Here is a 22,005-nt window from a genome sequence, read left to right on the forward strand (position 1 = left end):
AGAACAGCAGGCAGGGCTGCTGGCAGCACTACGAACGAGGATGCTGGACGAGACATATTGCCTCCTGGCAGGGCGAACAGGCATAGCCTAATGCCGGCAGGGGGCAAGCGGGTGTCATGTGTGACCGAACGAGCACGCTATTCGGGCAGGCTGCTAAGCGCTGGGGCCGCCACTTTCAGTAGTCGGATTCCAGAATGCGTGCAGGTGGCGCTGCGCCGGGGGGCAGGGGCTCGGGGCGGATGGCTGGCAGGCTGGTGACCAGGATGGTCGTGCCCGGCTTCAGGACGCTGTAGAGCTGTTGCATGAATTCGGGGGGCGCCTTGATGCCGTCTTCCAGCGTCTGCAAGGCTGGCGGATTACCCAGCAGCGCATAGCTGGTCCAGTGATGGCGCTGGCGCTGCGGGTCCAGCGGGCTGGGCTCGTTGAGGATTTCCTCTCCCATGACCAGCAGCAAGGTGCCTTCGAAACGTGCTTCCGGCGCAGCCACCAGCGGTGCGGCGCCGATGACGATGCCGTCGCGCAGGACATAGACGCGCTGTTCGGCCAGGCTTGCCAGGACATTGACGGGCCCGGAATCGGGGGCGAGACTGGGGTCCCAGAATTCGCCGCTTTCGAAACTGGCGACCAGCGCAGCCGGCAACTGGGACGGATCACTGGAAACCGGCGCCAGCAACGCGGGATAGGCAATGGCGGCCGGGTTCACCTTGGCATTGCTGACCACCACGGTATCGCCGCGCCGTGTTTCAGAGAACAGTTTCTGCGCGAATTTGTGGGGCAGCCGGACGCAGCCGTGCGAGGCCGGGTAGCCCGGCAGAGAGCCGCCGTGCAGGGCGATGCCATCCCAGGTCAGCCGCTGCATGTAGGGCATGGGCGCGTTGTTGTACAGGTTGGAGCGGTGATCCTTGGATTTTTGCAGGATGGTGAAGACGCCTGTTGGCGTTTCATGGCCTTCCTTGCCGGAGCTGATGGTGGAGGCAGCAATGGCGATGCCGTTGCGGTAGACATAGAGACGCTGTTCATCCAGGCTGACCAGGACGATCAGCGGGCCTGCTGGCGCGATTTCCGGGTGCCAGTAGAAGTCTCCTGGGCGCAATTGCGGTTTGCCGGCCGGTACGGTGCCGGGCGCGGCGGCGAATACCGAGCCAATCGGCAACAGGGAAACCAGGCCGAGCGCGGCGGCCTGGGCGAGAAGTCGGCGGCGTTGCGGTGTCTTGTCCATGGCGACAAGCCTAGCATGAGGAAAAAGGTTATTGGAGGCCTGTCTGTATCAGACTATGATGCCCGGCCGCGACAGACCGGTGCGGGATTTGGCCCGGGCTGGCAGTAAGGTTGCCAGTTCATTTGCCGAGCAGGCAACCATGCGCTAGATTAATGGATTCGGCATGAGCGGCGTCGTAAAATCCGTCATCCGGTTTCTTGCCTGATCCTGTCGCTAACTTCCTTGTCCATGCACCGTTTGCACCGGATTGCGCGGATTGTCCGGAAAAGTTGGGTTTTGTGCGCGGCCCTTGGCGCGTTTGCACGAAAACGCCGGAACGCAGGCGTGACAGGTGGCCTGAAGGTGTCTGTTACTGGCCTGAGGTCGGTGCCAGGACAGCCATTGGATGGCTGAGGGGGGCTGAAGGGCGGGCAGCAAGGCAAGAACACACAGGTACGGCAGCTTGCCGCACCCGTAGTAACCGATGTTTTGATGTCAGTGCGCATCCTGGAAGCGAGCAGCGTATCCGCCAGGCCGTACGCGGTATCAAGGAAATGTTTCGCAAGGATGGTCTGTTGAGATGAAACCAATAAAAGTCGGCCTGCTGGGCCTGGGAGTGGTGGGCGGCGGCGTCTGGGATGTCCTGCGCCGCAATGGCGAGGAAATCTCGCGCCGGGCAGGGCGCCGCATTGAAGTGGCGGCGATTGCCGTGCGCGATGTGGCCAAGGCCCGTGCCCGGGTCGATGGTGACGTGACGGTGACTGCCGATCCCTACGCCGTCGTACGCGACCCCGCGATCGACATCGTGGTCGAGCTCATCGGCGGTTCCACGCTCACACGTGAGCTGGTGCTGGAAGCCATCGCACAGGGCAAGCATGTCGTCACGGCCAACAAGGCCTTGCTGGCCGTGCATGGCAACGAAATTTTCGCTGCCGCGTCCAAGCGCGGCGTGATGGTGACCTTCGAGGCCGCCGTCGCTGGGGGCATCCCCATCATCAAGGCGATTCGCGAAGGCCTGACCGCCAACCGCATCGGCTGGTTGGCCGGCATCATCAACGGCACGACCAACTTCATCCTGTCCGAAATGCGCAGCAAGGGCCTGCCTTTCGCGACCGTGTTGGCCGAGGCGCAGCGCCTGGGCTATGCCGAAGCCGACCCCACCTTCGACGTCGAAGGCGTGGATGCCGCGCACAAACTGACCTTGCTGGCGTCGCTGGCGTTCGGGGTGCCGGTGCAGTTCGACAAGGCGCACATCGAAGGCATCAGCAAGCTGGAGCAGGAAGACATCGTCCATGCAGAGCGCCTGGGCTACCGCATCAAGCTGCTGGGTGTGACGCGCCGCCGTGCCGATGGCATCGAATTGCGTGTGCATCCCGCCCTGGTGCCGGCGCAACGGCTGCTGGCCAATGTCGAGGGCGCGATGAATGCAGTACTGGTCTGGGGCGATGCCGTGGGCGCGACGCTTTATTACGGCCAGGGCGCAGGCGCGGAACCCACGGCGTCTGCCGTGATTGCCGACCTGGTCGACGTGACCCGCCTGCATACCGCAGACCCTCACAACCGTGTGCCGCACCTGGCCTTCCAGCCCGATGCGCTGTCCGATCTGCCCATTCTGCCGATCAGCGAAGTCCATACCGCTTATTATTTGCGCCTGAAGGTGCAGGATCAGCCGGGTGTGCTGGCCGATATCGCCGGTATCCTGTCGCGCGCAGGCATCTCCATCGGCTCCATGATCCAGGAACCGGCGGAAGATGGCGCAACCATTATCTTCCTGACGCATGAAGCGGTGGAACGCAATGTGGATGAGGCCATCGCCAGCATCGAACAACTGCCCTTCGTGCATTCCCGCGTGACTCGCCTGCGCCTGGAAAACCTGAAATGAAATATATCTCTACCCGTGGCGGCATGGCGCCGCAAAGCTTTTCTGACATCCTGCTTGAAGGCCTGGCGCCGGACGGCGGGCTGGCCATTCCCGAGCAATTGCCGCGCCTTGACGCGGATACGCTGGAATCCTGGCGTGGTCTGTCCTACCCGGCGCTGGCCGTCAAGGTGCTGGGTCTGTTTGCCGACGACATTCCGGTCGCTGAACTGGAACGCCTGGTGCACGCTGCCTATGCGCCTGGCGTGTTTGCCGATGATGAAGTCGTGCCCTTGCGTCCGTTGAGTGAAGGCATTTCCCTGTTGGGCCTGTCCGAAGGGCCGACGCTGGCCTTCAAGGACATGGCCATGCAGTTCCTGGGCCAGGTGTTCGAGTATGTGCTGACCCAGCGCGGCACCACGCTCAATATTCTGGGAGCGACTTCCGGCGACACGGGCTCTGCTGCCGAATACGCCTTGCGCGGCAAGCGCGGCGTGCAGGTGTTCATGCTGTCGCCGCATGGCCGCATGAGCGCCTTTCAGCGTGCGCAGATGTTCTCGCTGCAGGACGCCAACATTCACAACATTGCCGTCAATGGCGTGTTTGATGATTGCCAGGATATCGTCAAGGCCCTGGCCGGCGATCTGGAGTTCAAGTCCAAGTATCGCCTGGGAGCGGTGAACTCGATCAACTGGGCGCGCATCGCTGCCCAGGTGGTGTATTACTTCCATGGCTGGCTCAAGGCAACGAGTGGCCCCGGCCAGCAGGTTTCGTTTGCCGTGCCGTCGGGCAATTTCGGCAACGTGCTGTCGGGCCACATCGCCCGCAGCATGGGCCTGCCGGTGCGTCGCCTGGTGGTGGCGACCAACGAAAACAACGTGCTGGAAGAGTTTTTCCGCTCTGGCATCTACCGTCCGCGCGACGCCGTCCATACCTACAAGACGTCCAGCCCGTCCATGGATATTTCGCGCGCGTCGAATTTCGAGCGCTTCGTGTTCGATCTGGTCGGACGTGATGGCGCCCGCGTGGCGGATCTCTGGCGCGAACTGGCCAAGACCGGCCAGTTCGACCTGTCGGCGGAACTGCCGCGCTTTGAGTCCGAATATGGTTTCGTGGCCGGTGCCAGCTCGCATGGCGACCGTCTGTCCACGATCCGCAGCGTTTTCTCTGCCGATGGTCTGATGATAGATCCGCACACGGCCGATGGCCTGCACGTGGCACGCCAGTATGTGGAGCCAGGCATTCCCATGCTGGTGCTGGAAACGGCGCTGCCTGCCAAGTTTTCGGAAACGCTGGAAGAAGCCCTGGGCCGCAGCGCGCCGCTGCCGCCCGCGCTGGCCGATCTGGAAAACCGCCCGCAGCGTGTCGATGTGCTGGACAACGACGCCGAGGCAGTGCGCCAGTACGTGATGGCGCGCGCGCAGCTGTAAACCGGATTCCGGCAGACCTCCGGGCGGCCCTATGGCTGGCCGGGATGAAAGAAATCTCCTGGGGACAGTTTGTTCTCAGGAGATTTTTTTATGTCCCGGAGGTGGCATTCGGCTTGCCCGCGCAATGGCGGCACAGGCGGCGCGAATATCGGGGTGGCTGGCGCCCGGAATCGCTTTCAGGCCATGCGCAGCAGGCGCCTGGCGGCTTCCTGGCCGCTGCGCACTGCGCCTTCCAGTACCCCGGGGTAGCCGGTGTCGGTCCAGTCTCCTGCCAGGTACAGTCCGGGCCAGGGGCTGACGGCCCCAGGGCGAGCCAGGCCTGGACGGGCACTGAAGGTCGCGCGTTTTTCCACCACCAAGGCATGGGCCAGCGTGGCGGGCGGTGCCGCAGGCGCGGGCTGCCCGATGCGGGATGAGGTAGTGCGAGCCTGCCACTGCCGGCGCCACTGGGCATCCATGGCTTGCGCCAGGGCTTCCCGGCCTGCTTCCAGGAAGGGGCCGGCGACGCTGCCGACGATGCTGAGTTCGCCGCATTCGGGCCTGCCGGTCAGGTTGGCCCTGTCGAAGATCCAATGGCCGGGTTGGCGGCCATCCTGGTCGTCCAGCTGCATCATCGGGAAGGGCAGTTGCCAGGGGGCGGCCAGTTTCAGGTTCAGGGTGGCGATCGCCTCGAAATCGAAAACCGCCAGGGTTTGCAACAGGCGTGCCGAGCCTGGCCTGCCAGGCAGGGGATGGAGCAGGCGGGCCGCCTGTGGCGGGGGCACAGCCAGGATCAGGGCGTCGTAGGGCGCGCCGGTTTCATGTCCGCCGGCGGGCGCGGCATCGTCGGTGTGGGCGCTCGCACGCAGGAGCCGCCAGCCGTCAGGCGTGTGCTCGATGGCCGTGATTGCGTTGCCGGGCCGCCAGTCTACCTGGCGGATGGCGGCATCCGGCCAGAGCTCGCCCAGGTCGCAGCCGGGCAGCAGCAGGTCACTGGCCTGGCGTTCCTCAGCAAGCCCATCACGTAGAATTCTGGCGAAAAGGGCGGCGCTGGCCTGTTGCACGGGGGTATTCAGGGCCGCCAGACAGAGCGGATGCCAGAGGCGTTGCCGCAGTTCGCTGCCTTGGCGCAGGCGCGCCAGCAATTGGTCGACACTCCATTCGATGGGAACCTGCCAGCCCCAGCGCCGCAGCGCCAGCATCAGGCGCACGGCCTGCCCGCGGGCGGCCAGGCTCAGTCCCCGGGCGCTGGCCAGCGCCAGGATGACATTCAGCGGGGCGGGCCAGCGCCCGGGGGCGTGCAGCCGGAAATGGCCATCCAGGCTTTCCAGATGCAGGGGGTAGCGGTGCAGGCGTGCCCGCTGGCTGTTGGCAGTTTGGCTGGCCAGGTGTTCGATCAGCGCCAGGCTGTCGCGATAGGCGCCCAGCAGGATGTGCTGGCCGTTGTCCAGACCGGCCGGAAAGTCCGGATGGTCGATGCGGCGGGCCCGTCCGCCAGGCCGGGGGCCGGCCTCGAAGACGCTGACATGCGCGACGCCGGCCTGGCGTAACGTCAGAGCTGCCGACAGCCCGGCCCAACCGCCGCCGACGACGGCGACCTTCATGATTGCAGCTTGCGCAACCGGCGGATGAGCCGCTTGCCGCCGCCGACCCAGGTACTCCAGGCCAGCCAGAGCTTGCGCAGGGGCGTCAGGGAAATGCGCTGGTGCAGCACTTGCCAGTTGTCGCGTTCCAGTTCTTCGAGCAGCGCATGGTAGATGGCGGCCATGAGCAGGCCGGGGCGTTGCGCACGCCGGTCGCTTTCGGGCAGTGCCTCCACCGCTTCGCGGTAGAACTGGCGTGCCCGGGCGGCTTCGAAGCGCATCAGCTGGCGGAATTCCTCGGTTTCGTTGCCATTGAGGATGTCCGCCGCGCGCACGCCGTGCTGCTGCATGTCGTTGATGGGCAGGTAGATGCGGCCGCGCCTGGCGTCGTCGCCCACGTCGCGCAGGATATTGGTGAGCTGGAAGGCCAGCCCGAGTTTTTCCGCATAGACCAGGGTGGATGGATCTTGATAGCCGAAGATTCCCGCCGAGAGTTCACCGACGACGCCGGCGGCGTGCCAACAGTATTTGCGCAGCCCGGCCCAGTCCAGATAACGGTTCTGGTCCAGGTCCATCTCCATGCCGTCGACAATCGCTTCCAGGCGCGTCTGGTCGATGTTGTAGGGCTGCAGGTGGGGCTGCAGCGCCTTTGTGACAGGGTGGTCAGGCTTGCCGTCGTACATGGCGGCAAGCTGGGTGCGCCACCATCCCAGCTTGACCCGGGCCAGGCCAGGGTCGCTGACTTCATCGACCACATCGTCCAGTTCGCGGCATAGCGCATACAGCGCAATGATGGCGCGGCGCCGTTCCGGCGGCAGGAACAGGAAGGCGTAATAGAAGCTGGAGCCGCTGCGCGCGGCCTTGTCCTGGCAGTATTCGTCGGGTGTCATGGTGCTAGGGTACGCCAGAACATGAGGGCCCAGTCACGGGCACCCAGAACGGGACGATGATCGAAAACATTGCCGCGCGCGGCATCTACGCGCTCAAGTATACGTAGACCGCCTTGTATGACCAGTCGCAATTCCCAGCCGATGCGCCCGCCCAGGGTGCGTGGCAAGGGTGCGCCGGCCTGCAGCAGGCGGCGTGCCCTGGCAGTCTGTCCGGCCATCAGGGCCTGCCAGACAGGCAGGTTGCGCTGTTCCGGCAGCGCGCGCACGGCGCGGTCTGTCAGGCCATGGGCGGCCAGTTCGTCAAGTGGAATATAGAGCCGGCCCCGGTCCCAGTCGATGGCGACGTCCTGGCAGAAATTGGTCAATTGCAGTCCGGTGCAGATGGCATCGGCCTGAGCCAGCGCGGTGGCGTCTCCCGGATGGCGATAGAGCCCAAGCATCAGGCGGCCGACCGGATTGGCAGAGCGCCTGCAGTAATCCAGCAGGGCCGCTTGCGTACCATACCGCAGCGTACAGACATCCTGTTCGAAGGCGGATAGCAGGTCGTGGCAGGCCTGCCATGGCAGGTGGTGCTCGGTCATGGCCTGCGCCAGCGGCTGAAAGATTGGGGCCAGGGGCGCAGGCACCTGTTCCACCTGCCCGCGTTCACAGGCGGATAACGCCTGGCTGTAGGCATGCAGGGCAGCTCGCCGTTCATCGGCGGACGCCTGGCCTTCGTCGGCGATATCGTCGGCGCTGCGTGCGAAGCGATAGATCGCCCGCACGGCCGGGCGCAATCGGCGCGGCAGCAGCAGGGATGCGACGGGAAAGTTTTCGTAATGTCCGACAGCCATGGGCAGGTACAGGGGCGCTACATAGGCGCTACAGGGAGCAGGATAGGGCGCGGCAGCGCGATATTGTACCGGCTGGCGCCAATCGCCCCTAGGGCATGCAGCGAACAAGGCGACACTATCCCCTTTGGCAACTGCGGTACTATCCTGCCGAAGATGAAAACCGGAGGAAGATATGTCCGACCTGGAGTTGTTGTCGCAGCATCGCGCCTTCGAGGGCAGCCAACGCTATTACCGTCATGCCTCGGCGGAAATCGGCCTGCCGATGCGCTTTTCCGTGTATCTGCCGCCGCAGGCGGCAGCCGGCGGCAAATTGCCCGTCCTGTTCTTCCTGGCGGGGCTGACCTGCACGGAGGAAACCTTCATGATCAAGGCGGGCGCACAGCGCCTGGCAGCCCAGGCCGGCATCATCCTGGTGACGCCGGATACGAGTCCGCGCGGCGCAGGCGTGCCGGGCGAGGACGATAGCTGGGATTTCGGCACCGGGGCGGGGTTCTACCTGGACGCGACCCAGGCGCCGTGGTCCGCGCATTACCGTATGGACAGCTATATCGTGAAGGAACTGGTGCCATTAGTGCAGCAGCAGTTCAATGGCGATCCCGCACGTATGGGTATTTTCGGGCATTCCATGGGCGGCCATGGCGCGTTGGTGCTGGCCTTGCGTAATCCTGGCGTGTTTCGCTCCGTGTCGGCCTTCGCGCCGGTGGCTGCGCCTTCTCAATGCCCTTGGGGGCACAAGGCGCTGGGCGCCTATCTGGGCGAGGACCGCTCCGCCTGGGCGCGCTACGATGCGACAGAACTGATCCGTGCCGCAGGCCGCAGCGTGTTTCCCGAAGGTATCCTGATCGACCAGGGCACGGAGGACGGCTTCCTGCAGGAGCAACTCCATCCTCACCTGTTCGAGCAGGCCTGCGCCGAGGCTGGCCAGCCCTTGGTGTTGAACCGGCGCGAGGGTTATGACCACGGCTACTATTTCATTTCCACTTTCATTGACGGCCATATGGCGCATCATGCGCGCGTCCTGGCTGGCTGAGGATGGCGGTCCGGCACGCCGCCGGCGGCTGCCGCCTCTCGCCGCGCGGCGGCCAGGGAATAGAATGATGGCGGCACGATAGATGACGACACGACTAATGGCGGCGCAAAAAGGAGCGATGCAATGAAGGGGCTTTGTGTACTGGTGACGGATGCCTGTTCCGGCGTGGGTTGGGCCATTTCCCGGCTGCTGGCCGATCGCGGCTGCCATGTGGTGGGTGTGGCTGGCGACGAGGAGCCCATCGAGTTTCCCGGCATCCTCTACCAGTGTCCGCCCCACGATGCCGGTCGCATGGCCGATATGCTGCGCGCCATTCGCGAAAAATATCCTATCGACGCCATCGTCAATAATACCGGCCTGAACGTGCCAGCGCCCCTGGGTGAAGTGTCGTTGACGGATCTGTACGATGTGTTCGATCGCAATGTGCGCACTGCGCTGCAGGTCACCCAGGCCCTGCAGGAAAACATGCGCGTGCGCCGCGCCGGCCGCATTGTCAATGTCTGCCATCACGGCTGGTGGGGACAGGCGACGGAATCAACGGCCTATGCGGTCGCCAGCGCTGCACTGGCTGCCTGCACCCGCGCCTGGGCGCTGGAGTTGGCGGATGCCGGCGTGACGGTCAATGCCGTGTTGGCCGGCCCGGTGGAAACCGAGGATTTCCGCGAACGCCATCCGCTAGGTTCGGAGGCTGAAAAGCAGGCCCTGGCGCAGTTGCCGCTGGGGCGCCTGGGCGCAGCGGAGGAAGTGGCAGGGGTCGTCGCATTCCTGTTGCAGCGCGAAAGCGCCTTCATGACGGGCCAGGTCATCGCAGTAGATGGCGGCGCAGGCTTGCGCCGCCCCACGTTCTGAGGTTTCGGGAATTTTCATGGCAAGTAAATCGGCCAGCCGCCAGAAAACGGTCTTCCAATGTACCGAGTGCGGCGGCAGTACGCCCAAATGGCAAGGGCAATGCCCGCACTGCAATGCCTGGAATACGCTGGTCGAATCCGTGGCCGAACCGGCGGGCGGGCATCGTTATGCCTCCTTGGCAGGAACGGCGCCGGTGCGCAGCCTCGAAGAGATCGAAGCACGCGAATTGCCGCGCCTGCCTACCGGCCTGGCTGAGTTCGATCGCGTGCTGGGCGGCGGGTTGGTGGCGGGTGCAGTCGTGTTGATCGGTGGCGACCCGGGCATTGGTAAATCCACCCTGCTGCTGCAGGCGCTATCGGCCATGGCACAGAACGAGCGCGTGCTGTACGTGACAGGCGAAGAGTCTGCCGATCAGGTGGCCCTGCGCGCGCGGCGGCTGGGCCTGAGCGGCGCAGGTGTTGATCTGCTGGCGGAGATCCGCCTGGATGCCATCCAGCAGGCATTGAACGAAAAGCGGCCGGCGGTGGCAGTGATCGACTCCATCCAGACCGTCTATTCGCCGGAATTGAGCGCGGCACCAGGGTCGGTGTCGCAGGTACGGGAGTGCGCCGCGCAATTGACGCGCCAGGCCAAGCAGACCGGCGTGCCGGTGGTGATGATCGGTCACGTGACCAAGGATGGCGCGCTGGCTGGTCCGCGCGTGCTGGAACACATTGTCGATACCGTGCTGTATTTCGAGGGTGACACGCACTCTTCGTTCCGCCTGATCCGCGCCTTCAAGAACCGCTTCGGTGCCGTCAACGAGCTGGGCGTTTTCGCCATGACCGACCGCGGCCTGCGTGGCGTGGCCAATCCTTCCGCCTTGTTCCTGTCGCAGCATGCGCGGCAGGTGGCGGGTTCCTGCGTGATGGCCACGCAGGAAGGCACCCGGCCCTTGCTGGTGGAAATCCAGGCGTTGGTCGACGCTTCCCACGCACCCAGCCCGCGCCGCCTGAGCGTGGGCCTGGAGGGCAATCGCCTGGCCATGCTGCTGGCGGTATTGCACCGCCATGCGGGCATTGCCGCACATGACCAGGACGTGTTCGTCAACGCAGTGGGCGGCGTGCGCATTACCGAGCCTGCCGCCGACTTGCCGGTGTTGCTGGCGATCATTTCCTCCTTGCGTGACCGGCCGCTGCCGGCAGGCCTGATTGCGTTCGGCGAGGTCGGCCTGGCAGGAGAAATCCGGCCTGCACCGCGTGGCCAGGAACGCCTGCGTGAGGCGGCCAAGCTCGGGTTCAGCATTGCCCTGATTCCCAAGGCCAATGCACCCAAGCAAGCCATCGAAGGGCTGGAAATCTGGCCGGTGGAACGCCTGGATGAAGCCATGGAGCGTTTGCGCTGAGCCGTTTTCATCCGGCCTCCATCGGCCCATCCTGCTCTTATTCGGTCGCCAGTCGGCCTTCATTTGGCTTTCATTCAGCCGCAAGGCGGTCCTTGGGTGCCAAGGGAAACAGGAAACAAGCGACTCATGACAAGCATGAGCAATGATGTAGAGGCTTACCCCTGGCACTGCTGGCAGCCGGAAGCACTGGCACAACGGCTGTTACGGGTGGAACGGCCGTGGTGCGTGGTTGGAGGCTGGGCGCTGGATCTCTGGCATGGCAGGCAGACCCGCGAGCACGAAGATATCGAGTTCACTGTGCTGCGCGAAGATATTGCAGCGTTCAGGCAGGCGCTGGCAGGTATCTCCTTTTATGCGGCAGGCGATGGGCAGGTGGCTGCGCTGGCGCCCGATGACGCGCCGCCTGCGGATATTTTCCAGTTATGGTGCCTGGAGGATGCCCTGCGCTGCTGGCGGGCCGACATGATGGTGGAGCCGGGCAGTACGGACACCTGGGCCTATAAGCGCGATCCCCGCTTGACCCGGCCGCGCCATGAAATGGTGGGCCGAACGGCAGCTGGCATTCCCTATCTGCGGCCTGCCGGCGTGTTGCTGTTCAAGGCCAGGCACCAGCGCGCCAAGGACGAGCAGGATTTCGAGCATGCGCTGCCGTCCATGCCGGTGGCAGAGCGGGCCTGGCTGAAATATGCCCTGGCTAGCTTGTACCCAGGGCATGATTGGCTGCACCGTTGCTGAGACGGCAGCGGTCGGTATCGGCTGGCGTGGCGGGTTTCAGGCCAGAGGCCTCAGCCGTGTGATTGCTCGCAAAAGCGCAGCCTGTTGCCGAATGGGTCGGTGAGCGTCAGTTCGCGGCCCCAATCCACTTTTTCCACGCCGGGTCGGGCGTAGCGGTAAGGCTTGGCAGCCAGTTCTGCGTGTAGCGTTTCAATGCCGTGCAGCGGGATGAATACGGTGGTGCCGGGCGTGGTGTCGCCGTAGTGTTCCGTCAGGTGCAAGACGAGGTCGTCGCGGCGTATCTGCAGATACAGGGGCATGTCCGCGTGGAAGCGGTGTTCCCAGTCCACTGTGAAACCGAGATAACCGACATAGAACTCGCGCGCTTTTTCCTCGGAGAAAATGCGCAATAGCGGGATGGCAGAGGAAATATGCATGGCGGTCATCCTGGAACTGGCCGGGTCAGGGCCACATGATAAAGGAAAGCCTTGGCGTCAGGCGTCACCCCAATGTCCCTCGGCCTTCAGTCCGTGCACGGTCTCGATGGCGGCACCCAGCAGCGCTTCGCCATTGCGGTGGGCCTGCCAGGCGAAAACCATGCAGGCCTGGTGCTGCGCTTGCCCGCCTATCAGTTCGACTTCACCTGCCGCTTCTGCGGCGCGGGCGGTGGTTTCGTGCAGAAAGCCCAAGCCTATGCCTCCGGTGATCAGGGCGCGCGAGGTGTTTTCGTGATCGGCATTGAACAGCCGTCCGGGCCGAAAGCCATAGGTCTGGAACACGTGTTCGGCGGCCAGTCCGCAGCAGGTGCTGGGGCCGGGGCAGATCCAGGCCAGGCGGGCAAGCTCTTGCCAGTCAGGGGGGGCTGCATGGGCCACCAGGCCGGGCGCGGCAGCCAGAAAAATGCCGAAGCGGTACAGTTCGATGCGGGCCAGGTTGGTGTCGGGCACGCCGGCATCGGCAAGAATACCGGCATCCAGGGTGCCGTTGCGTATGCCCTGCAGGATTTCGACCGATGTGGCGTATTGCAGGTCTAGCTCCACGGCTGGCTGGGTAGCGGGCCGCCAGCGCGCCCAGCAGCGGGCCCAGCACGGGCTCGCTGGCGGCGCTGGTCAGTCCCAGGCGCAGTCTGCCGTTGAGAGTGCCGCGCAGGCGCCGCGCTTCGTCCAGCATGTCGTGGTGCAAGGCCAGCAGCTGTTCGGCCCGGGTGTACAGGCTGACGCCTGCCGGCGTCAGGCTCATGCCGCGTGGCGTACGTTCGAACAGCAGCAGTTCAAGTTCTTCTTCCAGCGATTTGATGTGCGCGCTGATGGCCGGCTGGCTCAGGAACAATTGATCGGCTGCCCGTGTGATGCTGCCTTCGCGGGCGACCGCGAGAAAGGTGCGTAGCTGATAGATATCCATGGCGGTGTCGATGGCAGGAGCGGCCAGGCAAGCAGGCAGGTGATCATATCCAGCCCAGCAGGTGCCACCACAGGAGATCCAGCGGGGTCAGCACCAGCAAGGTGACGGCTGCCAACGCCAGGCAGATGCGGGTGGCGGCGCGCAGGTCGATTTTACCTAGTTGGATGGCGACCAGCAGCGGCGGTGATTGATAGGGCAGGATGACATTGGAAAAGGCCAGGACCTGGCTCATCAGGACGGTGGCGATGGGCAGGCCGGTGGTATCCGACAGGGATGCCGCCAGGGGCGTCATGATGGCAGGCACGCCGGGCAGGGTGGTGAACAGCGCCACCAGCGTGCCTATGCCCCCCAGCATGGCGACTTTCTGCCAGGCGGCGCCATCGCCCAGGCCGACATAGGTGCCGGCAGCCTCGACCAGCGCGCCACCCAGGCCGGTGGCGGCGACGATGGCGCCCAGTCCCATGACCCCGCCGATGAACAGCAGCGAACCCATATTGATTTCTTCATTGATGCAGCGTTTGCTGGTCAGGCCTGAGCCTGGCCAGAGGAAATAGGTGCCAGCCGCCATGCTGATCCAGGCCGGGGCGATGTGGTGCAGCGAGTCCGTCATCCAGAATGCCAGGCACAGCGCCAGGGCGATCATCAGGCGGCGTTGTGGTGGCGTGGGAGAAGTGCGGGCGCGGCGGATTTGTCCGTCGGGGTGAGCCGGGCCGGCCGGAAACAGCCAGAGTATCAAGCCGGCCAGCACCAGCGATTTCAGCATGCCGAGCACCGGAAAGTGCAACAGCAGGTATTGCGTGTAGGTGGGGGCATAGCCGTAGAGTGTTTCGGCGGTGCCGGCCATCAGCATGTTGGGCACATTGGCAGGCAGAATGGTAAAGGCAGGAATGTGGGTGCCCAGCGCCGTGGCCAGGAGCATGCCGGTCCTGCCATTGGAGCCGGGGGCGTAGCCCAGGCGGCCTGCCAGGGAGGTGATGATGGGAATCAGCAGAACGGCGCGTCCGATGGAGGACGGCAGCACGAAACTGAGTGCTACGCTGAAGGCGACGATGGTGCCTATGACGCTGCCGTAGCGCTGGCTCATCAGGGCGGCCAGTGAGTTGGCCCAGCGTTGGTCCAGCGCCGTATGGCGGACAGCAGCGCCGGTGATGAGTCCGCTGAAGAGCAGCCAGAAGGTGGATGAGTTGAAGCCAGAGAAAATGACCGTTGGCGGTGCGACCTTCAGCAGGATGGCCAGCAGGAAGAAACACAGTGCAGTGAGGTACTCGGGCAAGGCCGAGCTTGCCCACAGACCGATGCTGAAGATGGCCAGGGCCAGCGCGATGGCCTGGTCAGCGGGCAGCGGGCCTGCCGCCAGCCAGCCGGCCAGCACGGCGCCGGCCGCAATGATGGCCACTGCTGCATGACGCTGGGGTGGGGGAGGGCCAGGTGTGGCGGGTATGGACGCAGGTGGCGATGCGGGAGGAGGCAGGGTGGTCATGGCGGAGCCGGTACATGCGTGGAAGCGGGAGCGCGGGATAGCGGATGCGTAGAACAGTGGACATGTGAACGCCTGCCACTATGCAACGGGATCGCGCCTGCGTCCAATCGCAAATCTGGAGGGTTGGGTGTCAGGATATCGGGGAGCCTGCCATGATCCAGGGTGCGGGCCTGATAGAAAACCAGTACACTCCCGGCTGCAGTTTCTGCTGTTCCCTCTATGGGTTCCCTTACCCCATTCATCAAAAAGGTTCATGATGAGTCCTGTTACCGACCCGCGCTCGCGGGCGTCCTTGTCGCTGGCATTGCTGGTGGCCTTTCATGTGCTGGTGATCATTGCCAGCAATTACCTGGTGCAATTGCCCATTTCGCTGTTCGGTTTTCACAGCACCTGGGGCGCATTCAGTTTTCCCTTCATATTCCTGGCCACCGACCTGACTGTGCGTCTGATCGGCAAGCAGGCTGCGCGCAGCGTCATTGCCCGTACCATGCTGCCGGCGTTGGTCGCATCTTATATTGTGTCCGTGCTGTTTCATGACGGCGCGTTCAGCGGCTTTGCTGCGCTGGGGGAATTCAACAGCTTCGTGTTCCGCATCGCGCTGGCGAGCTTTGCCGCCTATGTGCTGGGGCAGTTGCTGGATATCCAGGTGTTCGACCGCATCCGTCGCGGCAATGTGGCCTGGTGGGTTGCTCCTACGGCATCGGGAATCGTCGGCCAGGCGCTGGACACTGCTGCGTTTTTTTCCATTGCGTTCTGGCGCAGCAGCAATCCGTTCATGGCTGCAAACTGGGTGGAAATTGCAGTGGTGGATTACTTCATCAAGCTTGCGGTCAGCCTGCTGATGTTCGTGCCGCTGTACGGCATCATGCTCAATGCCATCCTGCGTTCCTTCAAGCAGGAAAAACTGGCGGGCTCTGCCGCCTGAGGCCTGGTGTGGCGCACGGTAATCGTGCGTCACGCGGCCCGCGTTGGGGCTTGTGCATGTCGTCGCACTTGCCCGGGCCAGATTGTCAGGTGCTGACCGGGGTGGCCTTTGGCGCGGTGTCGGGGGCGGCCTCGGCGAAGTTGTGGATATGCGCCATTTCACTGCGGATAGTGCTGATGAGCGCAGATTCCGGCGAGCCGTCGAGCGGTGCGTTTGCCATGGCGTTGTCACTGATGATCTGGCTGCCCTCGGCATGCGAGGCTGTGGCAAGCAGGCCGGCCAGGCGTTCCAGTTCGGCGCGCTGGCCGGGATCGGGCTGTTCGCTGGCCACTGCGCAGTAGCCGGTAATGGCATCGCAGATCCGTTCGGCGCTGGTGATCAGCGGGAACCAGGCAGCTGCCTCGGGCCCGGCAGGTGGTGGTTCGGTCAGCGACTTCTGCAATTGCAGGCGGATGTCCGCCAGGGCGCCATAGGCTGTGCGGCGGCAGGCGCTGGCCTGCTGGTTATCCTGCGCTTGCCCGGGATCGGGCAGGCAGGCGCGCAGGTAGGCGGCAATGGCCTTGCGCGCCTCGCGGAAGGCCTGTACAAGTTGGCGCTCATGGCGCTTGGGCCAGATGGCATAGCCGAATACCAGGACGATGAGTCCGCCCAGCAGCGTATCCACCAGGCGCAATGCGGCGTAGTTGATGCCGTGCGTTTCCGGGGTGACGAAGTCGATCAGCACCAACACCAGCGGCGTCAGCGCCAGCGTGTACATGGCATAGGAGCGTTGCGAGGCCCAGGGAAGAGTGATGGCGATGAGTGTCATGACGATGACGAAGCTGGGGCCGGGTTCGAGCACGGCCAGCAGGATGGCGCCAAGGATGACGCCGATGCTGGTGCCTATGCTGCGTAGGATGGTGCGCGCGAAAATGGAGCCGAAATCCGGTTTCATGATGATGAGGATGGTCATCGGCACCCAGTACCAATGGCTTTTGGCATCTATCCAGTGCAGCGAAAAACCGATGGCGACGCACAGGGAAAGCGCCAGTGCGGATGCGATGGTAGCCCGGCCAGGGGTCAGGCGGTCCAGCAGGATGCGCAGCCGGCTCTCGCGGGCTTGCGCCGGCGCCTGCGTCACGCCGGAAGCCGGCTTTTTGGCGGGCGCAGCGCTGTTCCAGAAGGAGTCATACAGTGCCTGGACCGCCCGCAGCAAGGCGGGGTCCTGGGGACAGGCGGTGCTCGCCGGTGCCCTTGTGCCGTGGGCCAGCGCCTGGCCGATGGGCTGCAGTTGCTCGGCGGCGCGCCTCAGGGTGTCGGCATCCTGGCAAGCCATGATGCAGGCGAACAGGTTGTCGAAGCGCTGCAGCGAGGCGGCGGTGCGTTCGGTCAGGGGGTTGCGTCCTTGCGCATGGGCGCGAATCTGGAGCATCTGGGCATAGAGCACGCTGAGCCGGTCTGTGACCTGACGCCGTGCCGCGTCGGTGTCCTGTTTATCCGCACGGGCCAGCGCCAGTGCGCGCAGCGCCTGTGTCAGGGCGGCGAGCATGGCGCGCTGTGAACGTTGCCGGAAGCATAGCGCCTCCACGCCCAGCATCAGCGCGTAGAAGGCATTGCCGGCCAGCAGCATCAGGGCCGGCAGCCAGAAATCCGGGCCGATGTGGCCATTGCCGGTCATGACGGTGCCCATGACCAGCGCCTGCAGGCTGCCGGAGGACAGCGCGGCACTGTAGCTGCTGATAATGCTGCCGATGAAGGCAGCGCATACCATGGTGACCGTCACCACGCCCCAGGAGTAATCGCTCAGGTAGCCCAGTAGGCATCCCGCCGCGCCCATGGGAGCGGAGATGGCGATTTTCCAGAAGATGGCCTTGTAGGGACCCTCGCGTTCCGCACTGGCTTGCAGCAGAGAGCCCATGGCGATCCACAGGCTGGCGGCGAGTTGATCGAAGACGATGCCCAGCGCCAGGGGCAGGCCCATGCCGATGGCGGCGCGGATGGAAACGCCCCAGCGCCAGTGGGCGGGCTTGAGGGTAGTCAGTTCCCTGAGCCATGGATTGGGCCGGATGGCAGGGCGGGCGGATGATGCAGCTTGCGGCATGCGACGTCTTCCGGAAAAAGAATGGGTGGCAGGTGCCAGGCGGCGAGCCGGGGCTCGCGGGCCCAGGGCCGTGTGGCGGTCCTGGCTGCGCGCGAAGGTGGTGCACCGCCATCATACCGGCTACGTTGCAGCGGGCAATAGGCGGCCAGGGCAAATCCTGTCCCCTGGCCGGAGGGGGTGTCAGGAAAGGAAAAATATCGGCTCGCTGAACCCTCGCCTGGCGAGAGTTTTCAGGCCCTGGGCCTGTGCCCGCATCAGGGCTGGTTCAGGAAACCGAAGAAATCCGAAAGGAAGCGGCGGCTGCTTTCCTGGTAGCCTTCCATGGTGAAGTGCACCAGGTCTTTGCCCACCCATTCGCGCTGCTGCCATTCCAGCATGGGGCAGGCGCCGCCCATGGCCTGTTTCCAGTCCCAGAACAGGGTTTTTTCCTCGCGTGCCACTTCCCACTGCACGCGGCGCACGGTGTCGTGCATGGCGGGCCTGCGGTCCTGGCAACTGGCCGGCGCGGGCCGGGCGCGATCCATGGCGTCGGGGATGCCGACGATCAGGACGGCTGCGTCGGGCAGGGCGCGCCGTATCTGGCGGATACCGGCGCGCAGGCTGGTGGCCATGTCCTCGGCAAGCAACTTGTCGTCAAAGGACTCATTGGTGCCGTAGGCCAGGATGATCAGGTCTGCATGGGTGGCCTGCAATTGCTCCAGCCAGCCCGGCGACCATTTTTCAAAGATGGTCTGCCGGGCGCCATTGGTGCCGACGGGGGAAACGATGACGCCATTGCTGCCCGTTTTCTCCAGCCAGATGCCGCCCAGCTGAGCGCCCTGGGCGCGAGGCGCAGTAATGGAAAACGGCAGGCGCACGTCCACGGTGACGCGTTGCCAGCCTTCGCCGGGCTGGCGTGGGGCCAGGGGCTGGCGCCTGCCGCGTGCATCCTCGACAAGCAGCGCGGGACCGGTCGTGGTCTGGCGCACCAGGAAGGAGGCACGGTACAGCGAAGTATCGGGCTGGCGCAGTTCAATGCGGATGCGGGCGCCCTCCCTGGTGGGCATGGCGATATTGCCGCCCAGCGGGAAATGCGGGTGTTCTTCGGTACGGCTGGAGGTGAGCTGCCAGTGGGTGGAGCGGACCTTGACCAGCATGTGGCTCTGGCCGCGTATGTCCATGGGTGCGATCCAGCCGATGCCGGCATTGCCCAGCGAGGCCTGCAGCGTGCGGCGCAGGCCGGAGGTGAAGGTATCCGACGCCGTGTGTGAATCGCCTAGCTGCACGATGGACAGGGTGCCAGCGGCGGCGCCGGCCTGGCGGGCGCGGAAATTCGCGATCAGGCGTTCGCGGTTAGGGTCGCCGAAGTCCGTCAGGCCGGAAGTACCGACAGGGGGGATGTCATGGGCCAGCGGCGGGGCTGCCTTGGGTGGTGCGGCGGGTTCGGCTGCCGCCGCCAGCTGTGGATGGTAGGGGTTGCAGCCACTGGACAGTGCCAGCGCGAGCAACAGGGGGGCAAGCCAGCGGCGCGCAGGCAGGGCGCTCATTGGGCTGAGTCCGGCGCAGGCAGGACGTCGATGCGAGCCAGCACCGCTTCGGCGATCAGGCGCTGGCCCGCCACCGTGAAGTGGATGCCGTCGTCGATACGCACCTTGACACGGCGATCGCCGACCTGTACGTGGGTCGAGTACGCAGCGTTCTCGTTGCCCAGTAGCAGATTGGTAGGAATGAACTGGGCGCCGGCATGGGCGACTTCCGAGGCATACAGGGTGTTCAGGTAGTCCATGGACTGTTTGAGTGAATTCTTTTTCATGGCCGGGACTTCCAGCCACATGACATGGACCTGATGTTCGCGCGCGCTTTCGAGCAAGGCACGGATGCGTTCGCGATAAGCGGCTTCCCATTCCGGCGACTTGAATCGAAGGAAAGGCTGGCCTCGCGCCAGGGGGAAGTCCCAGGGGTCATTGGGGCCGAGAAATACCACCATCAGCCGGATGTCAGGATGACTGGTGAGCGTCTGCTCGACGGTGGCCGGCCAATTGAAGAAGCCAGTATAAGCCAATCCGCTGCTTTGCTTGCTGAGGTCCAGGCTCTCGATGCCATGCTCTTTGAAGAGCTGTTTGCGGACATGCGGTGCCACCCCTTGCATCATCGAATCACCGACGAAAAACACGGTGTCGCCGGCTTGTAGCAATACCTGCGGTGGGGGGGGCAGGAACAGATCGGGGGGGGCAGACGTGCCTGCTTCCTCCGTCGTCGTGCGGCTTGCTTCATTACCGATGCCTGCGGCCGGGCCCGCGTTGCGGCTCGCTGCCACCAGGCTGTCGGGGGCCGCGTCAGGCTGGCCGGCAGGCCATGCGTCCAGGGTGTTGTGCCGTGCTTTCAGCGGCATTGTGTCGTCACGTACCAGCGAGGTAAGCACGCCGGATTCAGGTAGCGCCGCCGGCTCAGGCAGCACTGACCAGGGGTACTCATGGGCGTCCAGCACTGTTTCTGCTGGCACTGTCGATGGCGGTTCCTGTGCGGGGGCTGGCACGGCAGCGGCAGGGGGGGCGGCCGCTTCCGACGCTGGCCGCGCGGGGCGGGCCTCCATACCGCGCACGGTAGCCTGTTGCGCCTGGCGTGGCGGCGTCAGCCATGTCTGGTTGATGCGCTCACGCATGGCATCGTCGAAACGGTGCAAGGCGGCGCTGCCTGCGTCCTGGTAGTGCATCCAGTCGCGTTGCAGTTCACCACCGGTCTGCCACAGTGCCGAGGCCTGGAACGCCGGAATGCCGGGGTCGCGGTGATACACCTCCAGCCAGTAGTTGCTGATGGAATTCTGCATCAGCCATACCAGCGCGGCAGCGGTCAGCAGCAGTGTGTAGAGCAGCTTGAAAAACGGCCGGCGTACCGGCGCCGGACTAGAATTTCGCATAGATGAAACCGGGAATGCCGGGAGGCGACAGTGTCATGCCTATCCACACCAGGGCGACCAGAACGAACGGCTGCAATACCCAAGGCGTCTGTCCGGTGCGTGCCAGCAGTTGTCGGGTCAGCTGCGCCAGCCTGGGATAAAGCATCAGCAGCAGCCAGGCCAGCAACAGGTAGAAGGGGGAATTGAATTGCAATGGCTGCTGGAAGTTGGAAAACAGCGCCCGAATGAAGTCCGTGCTTTGCTCCAGTGTCTGGCTGCGGAAGAAGATCCAGGCGAATGCCACGTAAAGCACGGTGGCGGTATTTGCCAGCAGCGGTGAAAGACCGCTCAGCCGGTCGCGTCCGAACAGGCGGTCGCCACAGTTCAGCAGGATCATGCCCAGGCCATGGATCGCGCCCCAGGCCAGGAAGTTGACACTGGCGCCGTGCCAGAGGCCCGACAGCACCATGGCGATCATCAAGTTGGCCTGGGTGCGGGAAAAACCCTTGCGTGAACCGCCCAGCGGGATATACAGGTAGTCGCGAATCCAGGTGGACAGGCTGATATGCCAACGTGACCAGAAATGGCGCAGGTTGGTCGCGGCGTAAGGCGCGTCGAAGTTGATGGGCAGGCGAAAGCCCAGTAGTAGCGCCAGCCCGGTGACCAGATCGGTATAGCCCGAGAAATTCAGGTAGATCTGCCAGCTGTAGGCCACCAGCCCGAGCAGGGCATCGAGCGCATGGTATTCCAGCGGGTTGGCGAAAACCGGATCGGCCCAGGTGTCAGCCAGCACGGCACTGAGCCAGACCACCTTGAGTATGCCCAGCGCGATCAGCAGCAGGCCACGCGGATACTCGTCAAGCTGGCGCGGTGCGGTGCTGGTGATCTGGGGCAGGAAATCCCTGGCCCGGTTGATCGGGCCGGCGATGACGCTGGGGAAAAACGCCAGAAACAGTGCGAGCTGGTCCACACGCACCGGCTTGAACTCGCCGCGCTGCAGCGAGACCAGGTAGCTGATCGAATGGAAGGTGTAGAACGAAATGCCCAGCGGCACCATGACTTGCAGCGCCGGCAGCATGTGCTTCAGGCCCAGCGCCAACAACAGGGTATTGATGTTTTCGCTGAAAAAGTCGAAATACTTGAAGAAGGCCAGATTGGCGATGGCCAGCGTGATCGACAGGCCTAGCGCCAGCTTGCCATGCACGCGCCATCGTGTGATGAGCAGGGCGCAGGCATGGATGCCCAGCGTGTAGCCGGCCAGAACCAGTGCGAAATAGGGATGGAAGCTGGCCAGGATGTAGTAGCTGGCCAGCAGGATGAAACTGTTCTGTATTCCCGGCAGTGCTTTGCATGCCCAATACAGCAGCAGGAAGAGCAGGAAGAAAACCGAGAATTCAAGTGAGAGGAAATTCATAAGCCGGGGCGCCCGCGATGCTGGCGCACGCTTGGCAGGCAGGCGGCGTCGCTTATCTTAACGTTTGCTTATTATTGGGACG

At 64.2% G+C, this 22,005-nt stretch carries 18 protein-coding genes and 1 pseudogene; 7 read left to right on the forward strand and 12 right to left on the reverse strand.

The window, feature by feature from the left end:
• Positions 1-175: 175 nt before the first annotated feature.
• Positions 176-1,219, reverse strand: a complete 1,044-nt coding sequence (locus EV679_RS16750; protein ID WP_068374545.1) for a L,D-transpeptidase — start codon at positions 1,217-1,219, stop codon at positions 176-178.
• A 559-nt stretch (positions 1,220-1,778) separates the two neighbouring features.
• Between EV679_RS16750 and EV679_RS16760 the strand changes: the two genes are divergently transcribed.
• Together EV679_RS16760 and thrC are read left to right on the forward strand one after the other, a co-directional pair.
• Positions 1,779-3,080 (forward strand): homoserine dehydrogenase, encoded by a 1,302-nt coding sequence (locus tag EV679_RS16760; RefSeq protein WP_068374547.1) that lies wholly within the window; start codon positions 1,779-1,781, stop codon positions 3,078-3,080.
• Positions 3,077-4,486, forward strand: coding sequence for a threonine synthase (gene thrC / locus EV679_RS16765; protein WP_130487825.1), 1,410 nt, complete (start codon positions 3,077-3,079; stop codon positions 4,484-4,486). Before EV679_RS16760 ends, thrC begins: the two co-directional genes overlap by 4 nt.
• A 176-nt stretch (positions 4,487-4,662) precedes the next feature.
• Here thrC and hpnE read toward each other — a convergent pair whose 3' ends face one another.
• Genes hpnE through hpnC form a run of 3 tightly spaced genes read right to left on the reverse strand, consistent with a single transcriptional unit; the run spans position 4,663 to position 7,771 of the window.
• Positions 4,663-6,069 (reverse strand): hydroxysqualene dehydroxylase HpnE, encoded by a 1,407-nt coding sequence (gene hpnE / locus EV679_RS16770; RefSeq protein WP_068374553.1) that lies wholly within the window; start codon positions 6,067-6,069, stop codon positions 4,663-4,665.
• Positions 6,066-6,938, reverse strand: coding sequence for a presqualene diphosphate synthase HpnD (gene hpnD, locus EV679_RS16775; protein WP_127774692.1), 873 nt, complete (start codon positions 6,936-6,938; stop codon positions 6,066-6,068). Before hpnD ends, hpnE begins: the two co-directional genes overlap by 4 nt.
• The gene (gene hpnC, locus EV679_RS16780; protein ID WP_068374559.1) at positions 6,935-7,771 is read right to left on the reverse strand and encodes a squalene synthase HpnC; all 837 of its coding nucleotides are present in this window, start codon (positions 7,769-7,771) and stop codon (positions 6,935-6,937) included. The genes hpnD and hpnC overlap by 4 nt, the downstream gene beginning before the upstream one ends.
• Before the next feature lie 172 nt (positions 7,772-7,943).
• On the opposite strand from hpnC, the gene fghA reads away from it, so the two are divergent.
• From fghA to EV679_RS16800, 4 genes are all read left to right on the forward strand, one after another.
• Complete coding sequence (gene fghA / locus EV679_RS16785; RefSeq protein ID WP_068374562.1) at positions 7,944-8,801, forward strand: S-formylglutathione hydrolase; 858 nt, start codon at positions 7,944-7,946, stop codon at positions 8,799-8,801.
• A 123-nt stretch (positions 8,802-8,924) separates the two neighbouring features.
• Positions 8,925-9,650: an SDR family oxidoreductase gene (locus EV679_RS16790; RefSeq protein ID WP_068374565.1), complete on the forward strand. Its 726-nt coding sequence runs from the start codon at positions 8,925-8,927 to the stop codon at positions 9,648-9,650.
• 16 nt (positions 9,651-9,666) lie between these two features.
• Complete coding sequence (gene radA / locus EV679_RS16795) at positions 9,667-11,034, forward strand: DNA repair protein RadA (RefSeq protein WP_130487826.1); 1,368 nt, start codon at positions 9,667-9,669, stop codon at positions 11,032-11,034.
• Positions 11,035-11,160: 126 nt separating this feature from the next.
• Positions 11,161-11,769 carry a nucleotidyltransferase domain-containing protein gene (locus tag EV679_RS16800; RefSeq protein ID WP_130487827.1) on the forward strand — a complete coding sequence of 203 codons (609 nt, stop codon included), beginning with the start codon at positions 11,161-11,163 and terminating at the stop codon, positions 11,767-11,769.
• Positions 11,770-11,819: 50 nt separating this feature from the next.
• Here the strand turns inward: EV679_RS16800 and EV679_RS16805 are convergent, their stop codons facing one another.
• The 4 genes and pseudogenes from EV679_RS16805 to EV679_RS16815 all read right to left on the reverse strand — a co-directional run bounded on the left by EV679_RS16805 (position 11,820) and on the right by EV679_RS16815 (position 14,629).
• Positions 11,820-12,185 carry a glyoxalase superfamily protein gene (locus tag EV679_RS16805; protein WP_068374575.1) on the reverse strand — a complete coding sequence of 122 codons (366 nt, stop codon included), beginning with the start codon at positions 12,183-12,185 and terminating at the stop codon, positions 11,820-11,822.
• A 57-nt stretch (positions 12,186-12,242) separates the two neighbouring features.
• Positions 12,243-12,788, reverse strand: coding sequence for a substrate-binding domain-containing protein (locus EV679_RS17760; protein ID WP_207224961.1), 546 nt, complete (start codon positions 12,786-12,788; stop codon positions 12,243-12,245).
• Between the two features lie 238 nt (positions 12,789-13,026).
• A pseudogene (locus EV679_RS18080) lies at positions 13,027-13,149 on the reverse strand (LysR family transcriptional regulator); the annotation flags it as partial.
• A 43-nt stretch (positions 13,150-13,192) separates the two neighbouring features.
• Positions 13,193-14,629 carry an SLC13 family permease gene (locus EV679_RS16815; protein ID WP_202969572.1) on the reverse strand — a complete coding sequence of 479 codons (1,437 nt, stop codon included), beginning with the start codon at positions 14,627-14,629 and terminating at the stop codon, positions 13,193-13,195.
• 256 nt (positions 14,630-14,885) lie between these two features.
• On the opposite strand from EV679_RS16815, the gene EV679_RS16820 reads away from it, so the two are divergent.
• On the forward strand, positions 14,886-15,554 hold the full coding sequence (locus EV679_RS16820) for a 7-cyano-7-deazaguanine/7-aminomethyl-7-deazaguanine transporter (protein WP_068374813.1): 669 nt from the start codon (positions 14,886-14,888) through the stop codon (positions 15,552-15,554).
• Between the two features lie 85 nt (positions 15,555-15,639).
• Here the strand turns inward: EV679_RS16820 and EV679_RS16825 are convergent, their stop codons facing one another.
• From EV679_RS16825 to EV679_RS16840, 4 genes are all read right to left on the reverse strand, one after another.
• Complete coding sequence (locus EV679_RS16825; protein WP_130487828.1) at positions 15,640-17,634, reverse strand: FUSC family protein; 1,995 nt, start codon at positions 17,632-17,634, stop codon at positions 15,640-15,642.
• 254 nt (positions 17,635-17,888) lie between these two features.
• Positions 17,889-19,160: a GDSL-type esterase/lipase family protein gene (locus tag EV679_RS16830; RefSeq protein WP_068374584.1), complete on the reverse strand. Its 1,272-nt coding sequence runs from the start codon at positions 19,158-19,160 to the stop codon at positions 17,889-17,891.
• Positions 19,157-20,530, reverse strand: a complete 1,374-nt coding sequence (locus tag EV679_RS16835) for an SGNH/GDSL hydrolase family protein (protein WP_130487829.1) — start codon at positions 20,528-20,530, stop codon at positions 19,157-19,159. The genes EV679_RS16830 and EV679_RS16835 overlap by 4 nt, the downstream gene beginning before the upstream one ends.
• Positions 20,517-21,923: an MBOAT family O-acyltransferase gene (locus tag EV679_RS16840; protein ID WP_130487830.1), complete on the reverse strand. Its 1,407-nt coding sequence runs from the start codon at positions 21,921-21,923 to the stop codon at positions 20,517-20,519. The genes EV679_RS16835 and EV679_RS16840 overlap by 14 nt, the downstream gene beginning before the upstream one ends.
• Positions 21,924-22,005: the final 82 nt, after the last annotated feature.

The sequence above is a fragment of the Kerstersia gyiorum genome (assembly GCF_004216755.1).
Classification (GTDB): domain Bacteria; phylum Pseudomonadota; class Gammaproteobacteria; order Burkholderiales; family Burkholderiaceae_B; genus Kerstersia; species Kerstersia gyiorum.